The sequence below is a fragment of the Paenibacillus sp. J22FR83 genome (assembly GCF_059691955.1).
The window spans coordinates 1-19,622 of the sequence record NZ_JCAUAM010000040.1 but is presented as its reverse complement, the minus strand read 5'-3'; the positions used below and the strand labels follow the sequence as shown (position 1 = coordinate 19,622).

The 19,622-nt window shown below is 43.1% G+C and carries 16 protein-coding genes and 1 rRNA gene; 15 read left to right on the top strand and 2 right to left on the bottom strand.

The annotated features are described in order from the left end of the window. The 6 genes from AC58PV_RS35140 to AC58PV_RS35115 form a co-directional block, all read left to right on the top strand. On the top strand, window positions 1–1,834 hold a 1,834-nt coding region (locus tag AC58PV_RS35140), incomplete at its 5' end, for an S-layer homology domain-containing protein (protein ID WP_497437679.1). Window positions 1,835–2,240: 406 nt separating this feature from the next. Beyond that, a complete protein-coding gene (cysD, locus tag AC58PV_RS35135; protein ID WP_497437678.1) occupies window positions 2,241–3,164 on the top strand; it encodes a sulfate adenylyltransferase subunit CysD in 924 nt (307 codons plus the stop codon). A 1-nt stretch (window position 3,165) separates the two neighbouring features. Next, the gene (locus AC58PV_RS35130) at window positions 3,166–4,905 is read left to right on the top strand and encodes a GTP-binding protein (protein ID WP_497437677.1); all 1,740 of its coding nucleotides are present in this window, start codon (window positions 3,166–3,168) and stop codon (window positions 4,903–4,905) included. A gap of 165 nt (window positions 4,906–5,070) precedes the next feature. Next, window positions 5,071–6,327 (top strand): carbohydrate-binding domain-containing protein, encoded by a 1,257-nt coding sequence (locus AC58PV_RS35125; protein ID WP_497437676.1) that lies wholly within the window; start codon window positions 5,071–5,073, stop codon window positions 6,325–6,327. Window positions 6,328–6,480: 153 nt separating this feature from the next. Beyond that, window positions 6,481–7,191, top strand: coding sequence for an alpha/beta fold hydrolase (locus AC58PV_RS35120; RefSeq protein WP_497437674.1), 711 nt, complete (start codon window positions 6,481–6,483; stop codon window positions 7,189–7,191). Continuing rightward, on the top strand, window positions 7,188–7,844 hold the full coding sequence (locus tag AC58PV_RS35115) for a M48 family metallopeptidase (protein ID WP_497437673.1): 657 nt from the start codon (window positions 7,188–7,190) through the stop codon (window positions 7,842–7,844). Before AC58PV_RS35120 ends, AC58PV_RS35115 begins: the two co-directional genes overlap by 4 nt. A gap of 77 nt (window positions 7,845–7,921) precedes the next feature. Here the strand turns inward: AC58PV_RS35115 and AC58PV_RS35110 are convergent, their stop codons facing one another. After that, on the bottom strand, window positions 7,922–8,608 hold the full coding sequence (locus AC58PV_RS35110) for a response regulator (protein ID WP_497437672.1): 687 nt from the start codon (window positions 8,606–8,608) through the stop codon (window positions 7,922–7,924). 18 nt (window positions 8,609–8,626) lie between these two features. Continuing rightward, window positions 8,627–9,772, bottom strand: a complete 1,146-nt coding sequence (locus AC58PV_RS35105; RefSeq protein ID WP_497437671.1) for a sensor histidine kinase — start codon at window positions 9,770–9,772, stop codon at window positions 8,627–8,629. Window positions 9,773–10,072: 300 nt separating this feature from the next. Between AC58PV_RS35105 and AC58PV_RS35100 the strand changes: the two genes are divergently transcribed. The 9 genes from AC58PV_RS35100 to AC58PV_RS35060 form a co-directional block, all read left to right on the top strand. Beyond that, window positions 10,073–10,426: a helix-turn-helix domain-containing protein gene (locus tag AC58PV_RS35100; protein WP_497437669.1), complete on the top strand. Its 354-nt coding sequence runs from the start codon at window positions 10,073–10,075 to the stop codon at window positions 10,424–10,426. Window positions 10,427–10,494: 68 nt separating this feature from the next. Beyond that, window positions 10,495–11,061 carry a DUF6155 family protein gene (locus AC58PV_RS35095; protein WP_497437668.1) on the top strand — a complete coding sequence of 189 codons (567 nt, stop codon included), beginning with the start codon at window positions 10,495–10,497 and terminating at the stop codon, window positions 11,059–11,061. 168 nt (window positions 11,062–11,229) lie between these two features. Continuing rightward, complete coding sequence (locus AC58PV_RS35090; RefSeq protein WP_497437667.1) at window positions 11,230–12,843, top strand: glycosyl hydrolase family 18 protein; 1,614 nt, start codon at window positions 11,230–11,232, stop codon at window positions 12,841–12,843. A 141-nt stretch (window positions 12,844–12,984) separates the two neighbouring features. After that, a complete protein-coding gene (locus AC58PV_RS35085; protein WP_497437665.1) occupies window positions 12,985–13,263 on the top strand; it encodes a hypothetical protein in 279 nt (92 codons plus the stop codon). Next, window positions 13,247–13,537: a type II toxin-antitoxin system RelE family toxin gene (locus AC58PV_RS35080; RefSeq protein WP_497437664.1), complete on the top strand. Its 291-nt coding sequence runs from the start codon at window positions 13,247–13,249 to the stop codon at window positions 13,535–13,537. The genes AC58PV_RS35085 and AC58PV_RS35080 overlap by 17 nt, the downstream gene beginning before the upstream one ends. Window positions 13,538–13,667: 130 nt before the next feature. Then, a complete protein-coding gene (locus AC58PV_RS35075) occupies window positions 13,668–16,097 on the top strand; it encodes a TOTE conflict system archaeo-eukaryotic primase domain-containing protein (protein WP_497437663.1) in 2,430 nt (809 codons plus the stop codon). A gap of 195 nt (window positions 16,098–16,292) precedes the next feature. Next, on the top strand, window positions 16,293–18,440 hold the full coding sequence (locus tag AC58PV_RS35070) for an ABC transporter transmembrane domain-containing protein (protein WP_497437662.1): 2,148 nt from the start codon (window positions 16,293–16,295) through the stop codon (window positions 18,438–18,440). 64 nt (window positions 18,441–18,504) lie between these two features. After that, window positions 18,505–19,146: a DUF7986 domain-containing protein gene (locus AC58PV_RS35065; RefSeq protein ID WP_497437660.1), complete on the top strand. Its 642-nt coding sequence runs from the start codon at window positions 18,505–18,507 to the stop codon at window positions 19,144–19,146. A 374-nt stretch (window positions 19,147–19,520) separates the two neighbouring features. Next, a 16S ribosomal RNA gene (locus AC58PV_RS35060) occupies window positions 19,521–19,622 on the top strand; the annotation flags it as partial.

Here is a 19,622-nt window from a genome sequence, read left to right as displayed (position 1 = left end):
TCCGGCAACGGGCTACCATTTTGTCAAATGGAGTGACCATGTAACAACGGCAACTCGCATGGATACGAATGTGCAGGGTGGACTGAACGTGACAGCTACTTTTGCGATTGATACGTATGCCTTGACCTACACAGCAGGCGCGAACGGCACATTGACAGGCACCGCATCGCAGACGATCGATCGTGGAGCAGATGGAACGGCAGTCACCGCAGTGCCGAATACGGGCTATCACTTTGTGAACTGGAGCGACGGTGTGACGACGGCAACGCGTACAGATGCCAATGTACTCACGGATGTAACCGTGTCAGCAAAATTTGCGATTAATGAATACACGTTGACCTATACAGCAGGTGCGAACGGCAAGCTGACAGGAACCCTTTCGCAGACAGTTCAACATGGTTTCGATGGGACAACTGTAACGGCCGCTGCGTATGGAGGTTACCATTTCATCGGTTGGAGCGATGGCAAGACCACAGCGGCGCGCACGGACTTGTACATACAAGGACATTTGAACGTAACAGCTAATTTCGATGGGGATTATACGTCGTCTGCGCCTACATCTACGTCTGCCAATTCCAGCAACAAGGACGTCGTTGTGCTAGTCAACGGCAAGGCTCAAAATGCAGGCGTGGCCAAAATCACAATAATTAACGATCAAACCGTTACAACGATATCTGTAAACGAGAAAATCATTGAAGAAAAGATCGCTCAAGAAGGACAGAATGCGAAGATTACGATTCCCGTTTCTTCCAGATCTGATGTTGTGGTCGGGCAGTTAAGTGGGGAAATTATTAAAAAAATGGAGCAAAGCCAGGCAACAATAGAAATGTCCACTGAACGTGCTACCTATACAGTGCCTGTTCAACAGCTCCAACTTGATGGAATTATTTCCAAATTGGGGCAGCCCGTCAATCTCCAAGATCTCCAACTTCAAATTACGGTTGCGGAGCCAATCGAAGATATGGTTGGTACGGTAGTGAAGGCTGCCGATCAAGGCGAGTTTACACTTCTTGTGCCGCCGATAGAGTTTACTATTAAAGCAGTTTACGGGGATCAAACGATTGAAATAACTCAGTTTAATGCATACGTAGAACGAACTATTGCACTTCCTGAAGACGTGGATCCTTTCAAAATAACAACAGGGATCGTCGTGGAGCCGGATGGCACAGTAAGACATGTGCCGACCAAAGTGATTGTGATTGATGGTAAATACTATGCTCAAGTCAGCAGTCTAACCAACAGTGCGTATTCAATCGTATGGCACCCAATCATATTTGACGACATGGAACAGCATTGGGCCAAGAATAGCGTGAATGAGATGGGTTCCAGAATGGTCATTAATGGAGTTAATGATAATTCATTTGCTCCCGATCAGGATATTACGCGGGCAGAGTTTGCAGCAGTAATTGTTCGGGCACTGGGTTTGAAGTTGGATTTGGGAAGTGCGCCGTTCTCGGATGTGAAAGCTGCGAACTGGTACAACGAAGTCATCCAGACAGCGTATAACTATGGGCTAATCAATGGTTTTGAAGATGGTACTTTCCGTCCTACAGACAAAATTACACGTGAGCAAGCAGCAGTAATTATCGCTAAGGCAATGGGGATTACAGCATTGAAAAATAAACTTGCGGCACTTTCTTTGGATCAATTGAATTTGTCTTATCAGGACGGCGAAGATGTCTCTAAATGGGCTATATCCGGTTTGATGGATTGTTTAGCATCTGGCATTGTTACAGGTCGCACAGAGCAATTACTTGCGCCGAAAGCCTATATCACGAGAGCTGAGGTAGCTGTCATGACACAGCGGCTTCTTCAGAAATCGGAACTTATCTAGTATAAACTTATACAATATCTGCAATTGGAATAAGTCCTCGGTTGTGACCCAACCGAGGATTTTTAGTTATGGCGGGAATCGGAAGGGAATGATATTGGGTGACGGAGGTAACAACTTTCATTCATTATGAACAGAATATTTAATCCGCCCATGGATAAAATGAACAAGTGCTCGTATTTTCAGGCTAGCTGCACCCCATCCTTAGCGTGACAAAGTGGGCTTTAATTGCATACAGTTAGTATTGTGCTAAACCAAATGGCGATCTTCGAGAATTACGACAATTTTCGACCAAACCTCAGAAAAATTAAAGTTTTTTACTTTCTTCCACTTTGCACGAAAGCCATTATCTGTTAGGATATAAAGAAAGGCGATAGATTTAGTAAGAATTAAAAGGAGGCACCTTTCCATGGAAAAAATGATGCTTGATTCTATAGATGAAATGACGCATCTAGATCAACTCGAGGCTGAAGCGATTTATATTATTCGAGAAGTAGCGGCGGAATGTGAGAATCCCGTAATGCTGTATTCGATCGGGAAGGATAGTTCTGTCATGCTGCATTTGGCGCTGAAAGCTTTCTATCCGGAAAAGCCGCCATTTTCGTTCATGCATATTGATACGACGTGGAAGTTTAAAGAAATGATCGACTTCCGCGATCGCAAAGCCAAAGAATTCGGAATTAACATGATCGTTCACTCCAATCAGGAAGGTATTGAACAAGGGATCAATCCTTTTGATCATGGTTCCGCGTATACGGATGTTATGAAAACCCAAGCCTTGAAGCAAGGTTTGGACAAATACGGATTTACAGCTGCTTTCGGTGGTGGAAGACGTGATGAGGAGAAGTCGCGTGCGAAGGAGCGGATTTTCTCTTTCCGTAATAAGAATCATGCCTGGGATCCGAAGAACCAACGTCCGGAAATGTGGAAGCTTTTTAACACAAGAATTAATAAAGGTGAGAGCATCCGCGTATTCCCGATTTCCAACTGGACGGAGAAGGACATTTGGCAATACATTCACAGAGAAAATATTGATATTGTACCTCTTTATTTTGCTCAAGAAAGACCTGTTATCGAACGCGATGGACATCTGATCTTGGTGGACGATGATCGCATGAAGCTGGAGCCACATGAGAAAATTGAGATGAAGAAGATGCGCTTCCGTACATTAGGCTGCTATCCGCTTACTGGCGGCGCCGAGTCTGAGGCAGATACACTTGATGCCATTATTGAAGAAACTCTAGGTGCGGTCTCATCCGAACGGACAACGCGGGTAATTGACCAAGAAGCGGCTGGAAGTATGGAAAGACGTAAACGGGAGGGTTATTTCTAAAATGAAAAGTCTGCTTAAATTTATCACTTGCGGAAGTGTGGACGATGGCAAATCCACCTTGATTGGACATATGCTTTATGAGGCCAAACTGTTGTTTGCCGACCAGGAAAGAGCGCTAGAACTAGACAGCAGACTTGGCAGCCGCGGCGGCAAAATTGACTATTCCTTACTCCTCGACGGGTTGTTGGCAGAGCGTGAGCAAGGGATTACGATTGATGTAGCTTATCGGTATTTTACGACCGATCACCGTTCGTTCATCGTAGCGGACACGCCAGGACACGAAGAATACACCCGTAACATGGCTGTTGGCGCATCGTTTGCGGATCTGGCTATCATCCTTGTGGATGCGAAGAAAGGGGTTATTACCCAAACCAAGCGCCATACTCGGATTTGTGCACTTATGGGTATTAAACATCTTGTTTTAGCTGTGAATAAAATGGATTTAGTCGGGTTTGATCCGAAAATTTTCGATGCCATCAAGCAAGAATTCTTGCAGTTGACGGCTGAGTTCCACTTTGAAAGCATTCAGGTCATTCCTGTTTCCGCCACAGAAGGGGATAACATTACGAAGAAATCGCCGAATACCCCTTGGTACGAAGGCCTTGCGTTACTGCCATATTTGGAAAATGTGGACGTTCATCAGAACGACAATGCGAAGCAATTTATGATGCCGATTCAGCGTGTATGCCGTCCGGATCATACATTCCGTGGATTCCAGGGCCAAGTCGAGGCAGGGCGTATCGCGGTTGGCGAAGAGCTGACTACGTTGCCTAGTCATGAGAAGGCGAAAGTCAAACGGATTCTCGTAGGAGACCAAGATCGTGATTATGCGTATGCAGGACAGCCTGTCACGATCCAATTGGATCGGGAAGTGGACGTTTCGCGGGGGTGTGTATTCACCAAGGATAGTCAACTTCAAGAGGCGAGCAGTTTCAGCGCTACAATCCTATGGATGGACGATTCCGTGCTGACGCCAGGCAAGAACTATCTGGTCAAAGTAGGGACGAAAATCCTACCTGGTACTGTAACGTCCATTACGCATAAAATCGAAATTAATACAGGTAAGACAGTGCCGACCGATCATATTGTCAAAAATGAGTTGGCCACATGTGAGTTTTCTTTATCCGATAACATCGTGATTGATTCTTTCGAAGAAAACAAAAGCATTGGCGGATTTATTCTGATCGATCGCGTCACGAATATGACCTCTGCTTGTGGCGTCATTGAGCAAATTCTTCAAAGCTCTGACAAGGCTGCGCAGTTAGATTCGGAAATCACCAGAGATGTGCGTGCTCAGCAAAAAGGTCAAAATCCGTTGACCCTTTGGTTTACAAGTGAGGGTTCGGATCACGCGACGCTCGCGAAGGAAGTTGAGAAGCGCCTGGTATCGACAGGTCACCATACTATGTTACTTGGGAATGGCCATGGTGAATCGCTGCAGCGTGTAGCAGAAGTTGCCAAATTGATGAACGATGCTGGACTTATTGCCTTGGTATCGAATGTTTCCCTGAATGGTAGTGACCAAGCAATTGCGCGCGACATCATTGGCAACGAATTTATTCTAGTTTCCGTAAAGGCATCGCCTGCGGGCAACTCGAGCGCTAACGAGGCAACTGGCAATTCCGAAATCGAAATTGATCTAAGCAGGAACTCAATCGATGAAGCTGCCAATTATGTTGTGAAACGCATTATCAAATATTTAATCAACGAGAGCAGCCGCGGACAATTCCTTAACTTTTAAATTGAAACCAATCCCTACATCACCGTGAGGTGTGATGTAGGGATTTTTTTGTCATTTAAGTTTGATTTAAGTTAACTGCCTTATGATGTAGACATATCAGGAAGGGATCATGCTTTTGAATCATAATCAGCCCATGACTATTTCATATACGAGGAGTGTTTACTTATGAAAAAAAAGAAACTGAGCAGTCTAGGTGTTATCACATTGGCCGCATTACTTAGCGTAGCTGCTGTGGGTTGCTCTAATACGCCAAGTGGCAATGAGGAGGCAAGTGCGACGACAACCACAACCACACAAACAGCAACAGCAACTCCGACCAGCTTGTCAAGCACGACGCCAAAATCTACAGCAACCGCGGCAACTTCCGTTCCCAACAAATCGGACCTATTCAGCGATCGGGATTTAAAACAATCGGCGGATCTTGCAGCGGCCACGTCCATGAAATTGGTAAGTAATCAAGATGTGACGTTGAGTAAGGAAGGTATTTATGTTCTGAGTGGAGAGGTAGACAATGTGACGGTGGTGGTTGCTGCTCCGGAGGATGCCAAAGTTCAAATCGTCCTGGATGGTGTCAGCATATCGAATGAAGATGCACCAGCGATTTATGTGAAAGCAGCGGATAAAGTATTCGTTACTTCTACGAGTAGTAAGAACCATATGGAGGTTTCAGGAAGCTATGTAGCGGATGGAGATACCAATTTGGATGCAGTTATTTTCTCCAGGGCGGATCTGACGCTGAATGGGACTGGTAGCTTAGACATTGTATCCAAAGCGGGTAATGGCATTTCTTCCAAGGATGATCTCAAAATTACTGGAGGCGTGTATACCATTCAGTCATCGGCAGATGCGATAGAGGCTAATGATGCGATTCTTATCAATGACGGAACGATTACCATAGATTCTGGCAAGGATGCGCTGCATAGTGAGAACGATGAAGATGCTACCCGCGGCTATATCTATATTGAGGGAGGTACATTGAAGATTAACGCTGCGGACGATGCCATTCATGGCAACAGTTTTGTTCAAATTGATGGCGGCATCATTAACATTGAGAGCAGTGAAGAGGGCATCGAAGCCAATGCTATTAAAATTAATGATGGTCAGATTACTCTGTATGCGAATGATGATGGCATCAATGCCTCAGCCAAAGTCAACTCTGATGTGGTGATTGAAGTCAATGGCGGTACCATCAATGTGAAAATGGCTAGCGGTGATACGGATGCATTTGATTCGAATGGTAATCTATATATCAATGGAGGAACGATCAATGTAGAAGGGGGTTCCGCTTTTGATGCGGATGGAACAGCTCAATTAAATGGAGGTAACGTTACCGTCAATGGAGAAAAAATTACTGAAATCACCCCATCACGAGGTGGTGGTGGAGGTCGAGGCGGGGCCGGTGGCGGTAGAGGGATGCGCTAAGAAGTAAATAAACAATACAGATGGCCTCAGAGATAATGCTCTGAGGCTTTATTGTGTAGAAGGGGGACTGAGTTCATTTGTAGAATGGCACATAACCATGTAAGATAGCATCAATACGCAATAGGATATACATACACTTACGGAGGCCAGCACATGAAAAAATGGGTCAAGACAACGCTTATTTCACTTCTTTCGCTTATCGTTATACTCGCGGCAGCATTTCTAATTTATGTCTCTAATTATTATCATGCCGTTGGCGTGGCCAAAGACGTTTTGGCCAATGAAAAGATGATCACAACAGATGGCAAACTCACCATTTTTACGCCTTCAACGCCTAGTAAGGCGGGGTTCATTTTCTATCCTGGCGGCAAAGTTGAGCATACGGCTTATCTCCCCATGCTGGAGAAGTTACGTCAGAACGGGATAACCTGTGTGCTGGTTGATATGCCATTTAACCTTGCGTTCTTTAATAGCAGTGCCGCAGATAAGGTGTTTGGCAAGCTTCCTGCCATCCAAAACTGGTACATCGGTGGACATTCTCTAGGCGGAGCTATGGCAAGCGATTATGCTTCAAAGCATCCCGATAAGATCAAGGGACTTGTGTTACTTGGTGCTTATATTTACGGTGACATTCCGCCGAGCAATGCGCTAACTGTCTATGGCTCGCTTGATCGTGTCTTGGACAAATCGAAGATCACCTACAAAGAGAATGTGTTCGTGATTGAGGGTGGCAATCATGGGCAATTTGGAAATTATGGCGCTCAAAAAGGCGATGGCACAGCAACGATCTCAAGTGAGCAACAGCAGCAGATAACGGTTGATCACATCATGGAATTTATTCGTAATAAAGATAAATCATCATGAAAATCGAACTCAACAACACAACCATAGACGTCAATGTTCAATATGCGATCCGCAGTAAACTTCACATCCACATCGATGATACAGGTTTCATCACGGTCAAAGCGCCGAACGGCACTAGTCGGGAGCAAATCATCCAAGCTGTTCAGCAACACAGCAAACCTATCCTAGACAAGTTAGAGGCCATTACCAAAGCTCGGCAACCTATCCCCAAAGTCAAGGAATACGAAGACGAAGGGAAGTTCCTGCATCTTGGGAAATATTATTTCCTGCACGAGCTCATCGAAACGAGTGGTCTCACGGAAGACGAGCTGAGAATCAACTTGAAGAAGTTTTATTTTGCTAGCTGTAAGAAAGTCATAGGGGAGCGAATCAAAACGTATCAAGCCCAACTCAAAGTTAAACCCAAGTCTATCGAGATCGATGAGTCGAGAACGAAGTGGGGGAGTTGCAGCTCGGATAAAAAGTTAACGTTCAATTATCGCCTAGCCATGGCGCCAGTTGAAGTCATTGACTATGTTATTGTTCATGAACTATGCCATCTTCTACATATGAATCATGATCGCTCCTTTTGGCGACGAGTAGGCGGTATCATGCCGGATTATAAAGAAAAGGAAGCATTCCTAGCTCGATACGGACAAGCGATGACGCTATAAGGTAAGACAACAAAAAGGAGTAAGGTTCCATGAAACGGGACGCTTACTCCTTTTTATTCTATACCCTTCCGCGATCCCTAGAGATCATTCTCATGCAAATAAGCAATCGTTTCCGAACGTCCAGAGACATTCAGCTTTTTATAAATAACACTTAAGTAATTCTTCACAGTCCCCGTGGTCAGAAACATGTCAGAAGCGATGGCTTGATTCGACTTCCCTTGCTTCAAATTCCGCAGAATGTTCCGTTCCTGAGCAGATAAGCCAGACAGCTTGTCATTAAACAGTTCCGTTTCCATGGGCTGTATGTTTTCCTCTAGTACTCGTTCTTCGTGCTCTTCGGAGGAACGCAATGCTTGGACTAGTCGTGGCTGAATACTTAGGGGGTATGTAATGCCGCCATCTAGGCATACCTGAATGGTTGAGAGTATTTTCTTCGTCTCGACGCCTTTCACTAAATATCCGCTGGCACCGTGACGTATCGCTTCCCAGATGTAGGCTTCATCCTCGAATGAGGTCAAAATAAGTACTTTGATCTCAGGGAATTCGGCTTTGATTCGCTTAGTAACTTCTAAGCCATCAAGCTTGGGCATATGGATATCCATCATAACGAGCTGAGGACGATGCAACTGTACTTGTTCAATAGTGGCTATACCATCCCCCGTTGTAGCTACGACTTTATATCCTTCTTCCATACCTAGAATAGCTGCTAATCCGTCGCGGATGAGGGGTTGGTCGTCTGCGATAAGAATGGTTGTTTGCGACAATACGATCACTCCTTCCGATCATTTTCGACTGAAGGGTATGGCTATATCTAGCGTTACTCCGCCAAATGCACCTTTGTTACGTATGGTTAACGTTCCTCCAACATCTTCCACTCGCTCTTTCATCGCTTGGAGTCCGTAGCCATAAACAATATGGTTCGGTGAATGTCCATTATTAGATAGAACGAAGCGCAGGACTTCCTCGTGATACGTTAATGAGAGGTGGAAATAGGTACTTAGGCCATGGCGAATGCCATTAGTCAAACCTTCTTGTAGTGCACGGTAAATCGTAATCTCAATAATGGGTGTCAAATCAGGCGTCATGGTGTCAATCGTATAGGCGATTTCCACGTTCGTTTGCTTTTTGGTATCATCGATCAGCTTAATAAGATCAGGTATGAAGCAGTGATCGGGAGAGCTTTCTCGCAACACATGGACTGAGCTTCGTACATCATGTAACCCTCTGAGAATACTTTCTTTCGTTCTATCAACCATCTCTTGAGCAATGGGATAATGGCCTTTCTCTAACGCATGTGAGGCAGTTTGTAACCCGGTTAACGCGGATGTCAGCGTATGTCCAACGGAATCATGAATGTCACGGGAAATTCGCGTGCGTTCTTGTAATTTGGCTTTCTGTTCCAGCGCGATAGAGGCAACTCGCAGATGTTCATTGTCGATAGCCAACTGATTTTTTTGTTGAAACGCGATTCTAGCAAGCAAGCTCATGCCGTAAATAGCGAAGAAATCAATCACTCTAGGAATGAGTAAATAGATGTCCTCAAAGGGTGGGAACTGACGATAGATCATGACGCCTAGTAAAACACAACCATAAGTGACGATTGTAAAGATAATCGCATGCTTTCTACCATGATGAAAGGTAAATTCGCCAATGAGAATTAAGAGGTAAATTTGTGAGAAATAACTTTCTGACCAAACACAGATAACAAGCGCCAAGGCAAGTTGAGCGTATAAAAACTGGAAACCTCTCTTACTATGCAGAGCAATCTTCAGGATGTAATCCCGCGTAAGGACACTAGCAACATACGTACATGCTAGCAGCAGTAGTCCTACTGAGAATTTACTCGTATGGAACAATAGGGAGAGTGTTGCGCCGATCACAATGATATTCAAAGTGAGTGTCATGTTTTTATTTAAATGTATATCCATATCGTTACCCTCAAATACAAAGCATTATTTACCATTCATTTTAGCATAAACATGACTTAAGTCATACCTAGAACGCAGAAAGCGTCGAAAAGGTTGCATATCTAGTGAATTTCTTCATCTAGGATAGGTCTTTAGTATCATCTATAATATAGATAGAGGAATTTAGAGATTCCAAGGGAGGTATGTCCACATGTTGATGGTTTTATGGAACTTACTAGGAGGCATTCTTCTCATTTTGAGTTTATATTTGCCCCTGAAATCACTTTTGGAACGTAACCCTGAGTAGGAGGGGAGTACGACTTGAACGAAGACTTGCTTCATCGGCAAAATGGGGACATGCATGCATCAGGCACCATGGATTACGAGCGTATGAATGCATTCCTAATTCAGGAAACAGGTAATTCCATGGACGTATTTTCCAGCAGGTATCAAATCACGAAACGAGAGTCGGAAATTTTCCTGATGGTCGCAATCTATGGTTTCTCTAATCACGAAATTGCCGAACGCTGCAGAATCAGCGAAAAAACGGTCAAGATTCATCTTGCTAATATAATGAACAAAGCTGGTATCAAATCCATGCGAAAGTTACTTTCACTGTTATTTAATCATGTGCTTTACGTTCAGGAGGCTAACTCGTTAGCGGAGAAGAAGTAGCTTATTTTGAAATCACTTTCTGATATAATAGTGGACAAAGATCTTTAAAAGGAAGGAAAGAGATCAACATGTCCAAGATTTCACTGCCAGAGCTTAAGAAACAACTCAAAACGTACAAACCGGAAGAGCTAGTATCTATTATTGTAGATTGCTACAAATCTAGTGAAGATGTCAAAAAATATATTCACATGATGCTAGATCCTGAACATACAGAAAATCAACTATTTGAAGCGGCAGAAAAGAAGATATTAATTCAATTTTATCCTGACCGCGGTGAGCCCAAACTGAAATTTGCAGATGCCAGGAAGGCAATTTCTGAATTCAGTAAGCTCACCAATAATCAAGTTAGAACGATTGAGTTAATGATTTACTACGTCGAGTTAGGTGTACAGATGACCAATGATTACGGGGATATGTACGAGTCTTTTTATAATAGTATGGTGTCCATGTATCATTCGGCTGTTCAAAAAATTGCGACAGATGATACCGGTGCGCTGCATCGTATGTTCCGTGAGAAATTGATATTCATTATGCAAAGAGCCGGGAATGTAGGTTGGGGATTTCAAGAGGGACTAGCGGATGCTTATTACACGTACGTCGGCGGATTTGATGATGAAGATGAGGATGAAGATTGAGTTCTAAGGAACATACCATAACCCTGCCGTCCACAATCACACTACATGTGATAGGACGGTTTTTTCCTATTAACGTAACTAAACACCAACCCAAAGCGTCTATTACTATGTTGCTATGAGTATTCATTCTAGCAATCGCAGATATAGAGGAGAGGAAAGAAGACGTTTATGTGGAAAAAGACAATCTTATTCGGCGCGTTGTTTGTTCTTTTGTTTGCCAATACCGCGTTTGCTTACGATGTACAACTTCAGCCTTTCAAGGATGAGGAACAAGACTATGCCAAGGATCCGATTTACACATTATCCGCATTAGGTATTATTAATGGTTACGATGACCAAACTTATCGTCCTAATGATGATCTGTCTAGAGAGGCTTTCATTAAGTTGCTCGTTATGGCAGGTAAAATAGAGAGTAAAGCCACCGTGGGAAGCATCCCCGCAGACGTAACGAAGGACCGCTGGTCGGCGCCTTATATTGCTGCTGTCTTCGAACGGAAATGGCTTGATAGTTTACTAGATCAGGAAGGTTTCCTTCATCCTACGCAGACAATTACGAGAGAAGAAGTTGCTATGCTCGTAGGAAAATTTCTGTTGGAGTCTGAAAGTGAGGCTGACCGTCAACAATGGCTAACTACTGAATGGAAGAAGGAACAGAGTAGTAGAGGCTTTAAAGATGATTCGAGTATACATGAAGCTATGAAACCTTATGTCTACTACGCAGCGCGTCGTGGCATCATGGAGGGGGATCTAACAGGATTTAACCCGAAAGAGTCTTTGATTCGCAAACAGGCCGCAGCCGTAATCTATCGCTTAATTGATAAGCGAATTGCCGAGCGGAAGATCGATTTCACAGGTTATTATGCCCTGGTATCTTACCCTGCAATTCAGCAGATGAACAAGCTTTCCCATGTCATTATGGGTTGGTCTAACTTGTCATACAGCGCTGCTGGAACAGCTTCATTGAACATTAGCTCAACGGTGAATCGCGTGCCGGAAGGTTATGAAGAGGTCATTGCCGCTGCGGATGCTGCCCAAATCACGAAGGAACTGATGGTTTTCTATGATGGCGCCAATTTAAAAGACTTCCTTAAAGATGACGCTGCCAAGAAGACCTTTATCGCCTCATTGCTCAGTACGTTGAAAGATCCAGCCTATTCGTTTACTGGGGTAAGCATTGATTTTGAAGGATTGAAAGACGCGGCAAGTGCGGCAGATTACACCCAATTTCTTCAGGGGTTGAAAAGCCAGTTAGGATCGCTTTCGTTGTCCGTAGCCGTTCCTCCAATTTATTATTACAAAGGTTATGATCTAAAAGAGATCGGTAAGCTAGCCGATTCAGTTATTCTAATGGCGTATGACTTTACACATGATGATAACATGCTGCCATCTGCGCCGTTACCATTAGTGAACGATACAGTCCTTACAGCGCTTCAATCGATACCGAAGGAAAAACTGGTGCTCGGCATATCCAAACAGGCTAACCAGTGGATTACTCAATCTGGCGTAACTGGAACTGCCCTTAAGCCAGCCGTTGCTGATGTTGAGAAAAGGTTGGCGATGCCAGGTGTGGATCTCGCATGGACAATGCCATATTTCTTGACGAAAGCCACATTCGCCGACCATCGGGGGAGCCATGTCTTGTACTACGAAGACTCGCAGAGCATAGCCAAGAAGATTTGGCTCGCCAAATTCTACGATTTGCAAGGTGTTTCATTATGGTTTATGGGGAACTATACGGCTGCGGATTGGGAACGGATAGGTGAGCAGGCGTCTAAACAATAGGTCGTGCAGGAGGAGCTAGGTTCATGAACCTAGCTCTTTATCAATTAATCCAGGTACTGTGTAAATGTAAGAGCAGCGAGCGATTTGATGTTATTGCTGTTGTGGTATAATGGTAATAGTAATTGAAAGGTGGGGGTATCCATGAGCGTGAATCGTGAAGAATTAAAAAGGTTAATCGAACATATTCCTGAACAAGATGCGATTGAAGTGCTTGACTTTATTGGCTACTTGAATATGAAACGAGAACGCGAAGCTGCACAGCATTTGGATATTGAAGCACTATCTATAGATGAAGATTTCATTCGACAAGTTCAGCGGAGCCGCGAGGATCGTATTTCTGGGCGAGTTTATGATCAGCAATCAGGGCTCGATTACCTCCGTGAAAAGGTGGGGGAAGCTGAGCATGGAGAAAAATTATAATGTATTCTGGTCCCAAACGGCGTTAAATGAGTTAGCTGGAATATTAGCCTATCCATTAGAGGTAAAGGAAAGAATTTATTTGGAATCCTATAAACGACTATCCTATACACCAACTCTTACCGCAAAACAAATATCGTTTGGCAAATTGAAAGGTTATTGGGCAAGGCTAGGCCTTTATCAAGTCATTCTTGTATTTGAAGTAGATGAAGATAACTCCGTTGTTTGGATAGATGGAATTAAGCATAAGCGAGAAAATGCCTATTGGAAGAAATGAAGGGTCACGTAGCATGGACTTAATCGGCCGTCTATTATCACAGCTCATGTGATTGGACGGTTTCTTGTTATTTATTCGTTTATTCCTATGCTTAAACTAGCTTTACAAAGATATTTCCGCTGGAGGAATTATGAGTGATCTAGCCAAGCAACTAGAAATTGCCCTGAAAGAGATCGAACGTTTATTGCAAGAGAATCAATTACTGAAACAGAAGCTCGAGGAGTTATCACCACCTGAGGTTTCTACTTACAAGCCTACACCGAGCCAAATTAGCGAGGAACTTATTCCTAAATATTTACCACCTAGTCCAGGCTCCGTGCATAATTATTCAACGCCTAGTGAAAAAATTGCGCTATTTCGTTCACTGTTTCGTGGACGCGAGGATGTATATCCTAATCGATGGCAAAGTAAGGTAGGAAAATCAGGGTACTCTCCAGCATGTGGGAACGAGTGGTCTCTGATCTGTAAGAAGCCTCAAATTAAATGTTCAGACTGTTCGCATAGAGCTTTTCTTCCTATAACGGATGAGACAATATCTCGCCATTTAGATGCAAAGATTGACCAGACAATAGGTGTGTATCCAATGCTACAAAATGAGACTTGTTGGTTTCTAGCTATGGATTTTGATAAACAAGATTGCAATCAGGATGTAGTTGCTGTACTTACTACTTGTGAGGATCTTAGAATTCCTGCAGCGCTTGAACGCTCTCGTTCAGGTAACGGCGGGCATATATGGATATTTTTTGAACAACCAGTTGAAGCCAGTGTTGCTAGGGCGTTAGGATGTACACTAATAACTAGGACGATGGAGAATAGACATGAGCTTGGACTTGACTCATACGATCGATTATTTCCTAATCAAGATACACTCCCCCGAGGAGGATTTGGAAATCTGATTGCTTTGCCTTTGCAGGGAGGTCCTCGGAAAGAAGGAAATAGTGTTTTTATAGACGCAAATTTTAAGCCGTACGAGGATCAATGGAGTTTCTTAGCTGGGGTAAGAAAGCTTAGTTTAGCTCAAGTTGAGACTATTCTACAAGAAGTAACAAGGAACTCGAGTATTCTGAATGTTGGAAACTGGGAGGATGTAAGCGAGGTTAGACCTTGGGATATTCAGCAAGTTCAATTTGACGATGAAGAAGTAGGGATAGATATGCCGTCCCAGATAAAGTTGGTTCTTTCTAACATGATTTATATTGAAAAGAATGAATTATCAAGCAATGTAATCAATCGGATTAAACAACTTGCTTCCTTTCCTAATCCTGATTTCTATAAAACACAAGCGATGCGATTATCTACTTATGGAAAGCCTCGAGTGATAGGCTGTGCGGAGGATTTCGCCAGACATATTGCTCTGCCAAGAGGTTGTTTTCATGCTTTAATCAAATTATTTGAGAAGAATAATGTAACGTATTCGATTACCGATGAGAGAAATGTCGGAATCGATACAGATGTTCAATTTAAAGGGCAACTTTCAGTGCTACAGGATGCAGCTGCTCGATCCATTCTAGCTCATGATACGGGAATTCTTTCAGCTACCACAGCTTTTGGTAAAACGGTAGTCGCGTCTTCTATTATCGCCTCTAGAAAAGTGAATACTCTAGTTCTTGTGCATCGTCGGGAATTAATGGATCAGTGGAAGGAAAGATTGAGCACTTTTTTAAATGTGAATATCAAAGAAATCGGTGTTATTGGTGGTGGTAAGGAGAAACGAACAGGGAAAATAGATATTGCAGTCATTCAGAGCTTGAATAATAAGGGGCATATTAAGGATTATCTATCGGAATACGGGCAAATTATTGTTGATGAGTGTCACCATATTTCGGCTTTTAGTTTTGAGCAAGTGTTAAAAAAGGCGAAGGCCAAATATGTCATTGGGCTTACAGCTACCCCCACCAGACAGGACGGACATCAACCGATCGTACTGATGCAATGCGGTCCAATACGAACACGAATTGATGCGAAATCACAAGTACTAACAAGAGGCTTTGAACATAAAGTTGTACCTAGATATACTTCTTTTCAAATGCCGCCACAGACAGTTAATCCCTCAATTCAAACTATTTATCAACATTTAGTAGATGATGAGAATAGGAACGAGCTTATTTTTGATGATCTATTAAAATGCTTGAATCAGGGCAGATCACCGATCCTTCTCGCAGAGAGAACTGCTCATGTTGAATATTTTGAAAAGAGACTTGAGAAGTTTGCTAAGAATGTCATTGTATTACGCGGCGGTATGGGGAAGAAACAGAGGGAAGCAATAAGGCAAAAGATTGCTAGTATCCCTGATACAGAAGAACGGGTATTTATTGCTACAGGTAAATTGATTGGTGAAGGATTTGACGATGCTAGGTTAGATACCTTATTTCTTGTACACCCCATTTCATGGAAGGGAAGTTTACAACAATACGCAGGAAGATTACACCGATCCCATGCTGGAAAAAAAGACGTCCAGATCTACGATTATATCGATATCCAAGTTTCTATTCTCATGAGTATGTACAAGAAAAGGATAGCAGGTTATCGTGCCATGGGGTATAACGGTATGGAATTGTAGAGCCGCTTAATAATCTGGATTGTACAGGCAGCGTATTAGAAATAATTGCTTCGTCCAACGGACGAGGCTTTTTTCAATTATTAAGGTTAATTAAATCGTTCCCGGGCACAAATCAGATGTGGTAAACTATAGGTAAAAGGAACTAATTCCTCACATCCTATCGACTGACTCTACGAAAAGGCGCTGAAACCCTCGATGCTTTATTTATACCGATCCGTCCTACGATATCTAGCGAATAGCAAAAAAATATTCACCGTGTTCATCATTGCACTCTTATTTGAACTCAGCTTCGAATACTTTACGTCATTAAGTATCAAATATTTAATTGACGATGCCATTACCCCTCGGAATATGACCATATTCTTTGGTTTGCTCTTAGCACTTCTCATTGGCGGTGTTTTGAACTTATTGATTGGTGTCGGCGGCGATTATGCGATGTCCAAATTAAACGAGACGATTCTCATCGGGCTGCGCAAAGATCTCTATGAACAGACGCAGAAACTTTCTGCACATTTCTTCTCGCGCTATCGAATCGGAGATATTGTTGCGCGGTTCACCATGGACATTCCAGCAGTAGAGCATGCGATGATGCAGACGTTTTCTACTCTTATTCTGGCCAGTCTTAGCATGGTAGTGGGAACAGTCATTTTGTTTATTCTAGAATGGAAATTGGCACTTGTTGCGTTCGTCGGCATAGTGTTTATGTTCGTCCCACAAAAACTACTGAACAAACGCGCGCAGCGCTACAACGAGGAGTACGTTGGCATTGTAGAGTCATTTTCAAATAATATGAATGAGGAAATGAAGGCTTTTAAGGTCATTCGAGGTTTTCAATTGCAAGAATCTATGAAAAATAGGTTCACGAAGCAACTGCAAGTGTGGTTTCGGTTAGGGGTGAAGCGGAGCTTCATCAACTCCAATTTAGAGCGACTTCCGATCATGGTCTTATCCGTTATTAACGTGATTATCCTTGGGTTAGGGGGCTATTTTACGTTCCAAGGAACGATGACGATCGGGGATTTAATTGCTTTTTATTCGGTATTTGATACAGTTGGAGTGTCTGTGATCCAATTCATGGAGGTCGTGCCTGATCTAATTGAAGGCGAGGTGGGCATACGGCGTATTAACGAAGTGCTTGACATTAAACCAGACTTGGATGAGGACGAGCAAGCTTCTCGAAATCCTTCGCTAACCAACGAGATTAAGTTCGACAATGTGACCTTCGGCTATACGGAGGCGCAACCTGTTATTCAAGATCTCAACCTATCCATTCCCGTAGGCAGCTACGTGGCTTTGGTGGGTCCTAGTGGTTCAGGCAAAAGCACGTTGCTCCAACTGCTCATGCGATTCTATGATCCGCAAAAGGGCTCCATTCAAGTGGATGACCTTGATCTCCGTAAAATTCAACTGTCTTCACTGCTTACGCAAGCTGGTGTTATTTTTCAGGAACCTTATTTATTTAATACGACAATACGCGAAAATTTACTGATGGGTCATCCCGATGCGAGCGAGGAAGAGCTTTTCAAAGCGACGCTTGCGGTCGGCGTTCACGAGGCAATTATGCAAATGTCCAATGGCTACGAAACCTGGATTGAGAATGATGGTGCCAATCTGTCCGTCAGCCAACGGCATCGGATTTCAATCGCGCGCGCATTACTACGTTCGAATCAGCTCACATTCATGGACGAAGTCGCTGCATCTTTAGATCCGGAGTCAGAAATAGCATTGAATGAGACCATCACTCGTGCCAATCAGGGCCGTACGGTTGTTGCCGTATCGCATCGCTTGAAGACCGTTTCACATGCGGATTTGATCTATTTTATTCAAAAGGGGCAAGTAATCGAACACGGAACGCACCAAGAATTGTTAGAGCGACAAGGGGCCTACCACCGACTATGGCAAAAGCAGCAAGGCTTCCAACTATCCCAAACCGGGGAAGTTGTTGTTGAAGTCGAGCGCTTAAGACAGATGCCGTTCTTTTCTTATATGAATGAAGATCTGCTACACGAGATCAAGGATTTGTTGATGACGGAGAAAATTACGAGCGGTCAAGATGTGTTTCGCCAAGGTGAAGCGGGACATAAATTGTACATTATTGTACGGGGCAAAGTAGAAGTAACGAAAGGAAACGCCCAAGGTGAGAATATCAGAGTCGCTGTTCTACAAGATGGAGATCATTTCGGAGAAATTGCGCTGCTGAAGGATGCGCCTCGTAATGCGAACATTACAGCACTAACGGAATGCACGCTACTCTCACTAACTCGGAAGCAGTTGTTGCCTCTATTGGATCGTTATGAAGATATGAAGGCAAAGTTGAATCAGTCGTTGAGTGAAAGGAGCTAAACGGTTCAGAAATGGTTAAACCTAATTAAAAGAGATATGAAATACAACAATAGGAGACACACACATGGAATTCATAGAAAAATATAAGAAGTACAGACAAACACAAGTCGGATTTCACACAGAAGTATTGGATAGGCATGTTGATTTAGTTAAGTACAAAGAGGCGGCAACTATTTTAGGCATACTTAACAATGGTCGAGTAGGACTCAGTTCGGAGATGGAAATGGACTCGGTCTATGATTTTAATGTTTATGCAAAGATTCGAAATGGAAGAAGTGCGTTATCAGAATTCAGCGACAGCTATTCGCCCAAAAGTACCGATGAAGAAGTACTGTTAAGCGCAATGCTAGAAACGCATGTTTCTCTTTATGAAGTTGTGGAGATTCACAAGGAGGAAGGAACTCTCCTCATTTCCGATATTCTGAGTGAAGTGAGCAATCCTATTAAACTTGTAGACCTTAATTTGAGTAAAAGCTTAAACAAGAATGCTTTACTATTTACACGATTGGTTAACCTTGGAGAGTTCAGCATGACATCAGGGCTTGGAATTATCTTTTTAGCAGACCATAAAGATTACATCATAAAGAAAACTAGAAAAATGTTAAAGAAAATGCAAACTGGTGATGTGATGACAGATCGATTTATTGTTTTCTTCCATCTGAATCGTTCAGACGGAAGACCAGTACATTTTGATTCAGTAAAGTAATAATAAGGATTCACCTTTGAGATGTGCAGGATTAAGTATGGTTTCTACAACTGGCTACAATAACAACACTAAAAAATTAGTTTTTAATATGGTAAAATAAAACATTGCATTCTTTGTCGAAACCATGCTATATTATCAATCCGGCCGCAAGAGGGCAGGCGAGAGCAACTAAAAGTAACTCGAAAAAAAGTAGTTGCACAATAAAAGTAAACATGGTATATTACTTCTCGCTGCTTCGGTAACACGGTAGCGGACGAAAGACATTGATCTTTGAAAACTGAACAACGAGTGAGTAAGCAAATCGGTTGAGCAATCAACCATTAATGAGATTGCAAAATCTCGCTAGCTTCAAATGAGTACAATTAAGCTTTTCTATTATGGAGAGTTTGATCCTGGCTCAGGACGAACGCTGGCGGCGTGCCTAATACATGCAAGTCGAGCGGGTTTATCCTTCGGGATAAGCTAGCGGCGGACGG

Coding starts and splice junctions, on each gene's coding strand:
- AC58PV_RS35095 (WP_497437668.1), top strand. CDS start 10,495: ATGTCCAAGATTTCACTGCCAGAGCTTAAGAAACAACTCAAAACGTAC.
- AC58PV_RS35070 (WP_497437662.1), top strand. CDS start 16,293: ATGCTTTATTTATACCGATCCGTCCTACGATATCTAGCGAATAGCAAA.
- AC58PV_RS35075 (WP_497437663.1), top strand. CDS start 13,668: ATGAGTGATCTAGCCAAGCAACTAGAAATTGCCCTGAAAGAGATCGAA.
- AC58PV_RS35105 (WP_497437671.1), bottom strand. CDS start 9,772: ATGGATATACATTTAAATAAAAACATGACACTCACTTTGAATATCATT.
- AC58PV_RS35120 (WP_497437674.1), top strand. CDS start 6,481: ATGAAAAAATGGGTCAAGACAACGCTTATTTCACTTCTTTCGCTTATC.
- AC58PV_RS35115 (WP_497437673.1), top strand. CDS start 7,188: ATGAAAATCGAACTCAACAACACAACCATAGACGTCAATGTTCAATAT.
- AC58PV_RS35130 (WP_497437677.1), top strand. CDS start 3,166: ATGAAAAGTCTGCTTAAATTTATCACTTGCGGAAGTGTGGACGATGGC.
- AC58PV_RS35065 (WP_497437660.1), top strand. CDS start 18,505: ATGGAATTCATAGAAAAATATAAGAAGTACAGACAAACACAAGTCGGA.
- AC58PV_RS35090 (WP_497437667.1), top strand. CDS start 11,230: ATGTGGAAAAAGACAATCTTATTCGGCGCGTTGTTTGTTCTTTTGTTT.
- AC58PV_RS35125 (WP_497437676.1), top strand. CDS start 5,071: ATGAAAAAAAAGAAACTGAGCAGTCTAGGTGTTATCACATTGGCCGCA.
- cysD (WP_497437678.1), top strand. CDS start 2,241: ATGGAAAAAATGATGCTTGATTCTATAGATGAAATGACGCATCTAGAT.
- AC58PV_RS35080 (WP_497437664.1), top strand. CDS start 13,247: ATGGAGAAAAATTATAATGTATTCTGGTCCCAAACGGCGTTAAATGAG.
- AC58PV_RS35085 (WP_497437665.1), top strand. CDS start 12,985: ATGAGCGTGAATCGTGAAGAATTAAAAAGGTTAATCGAACATATTCCT.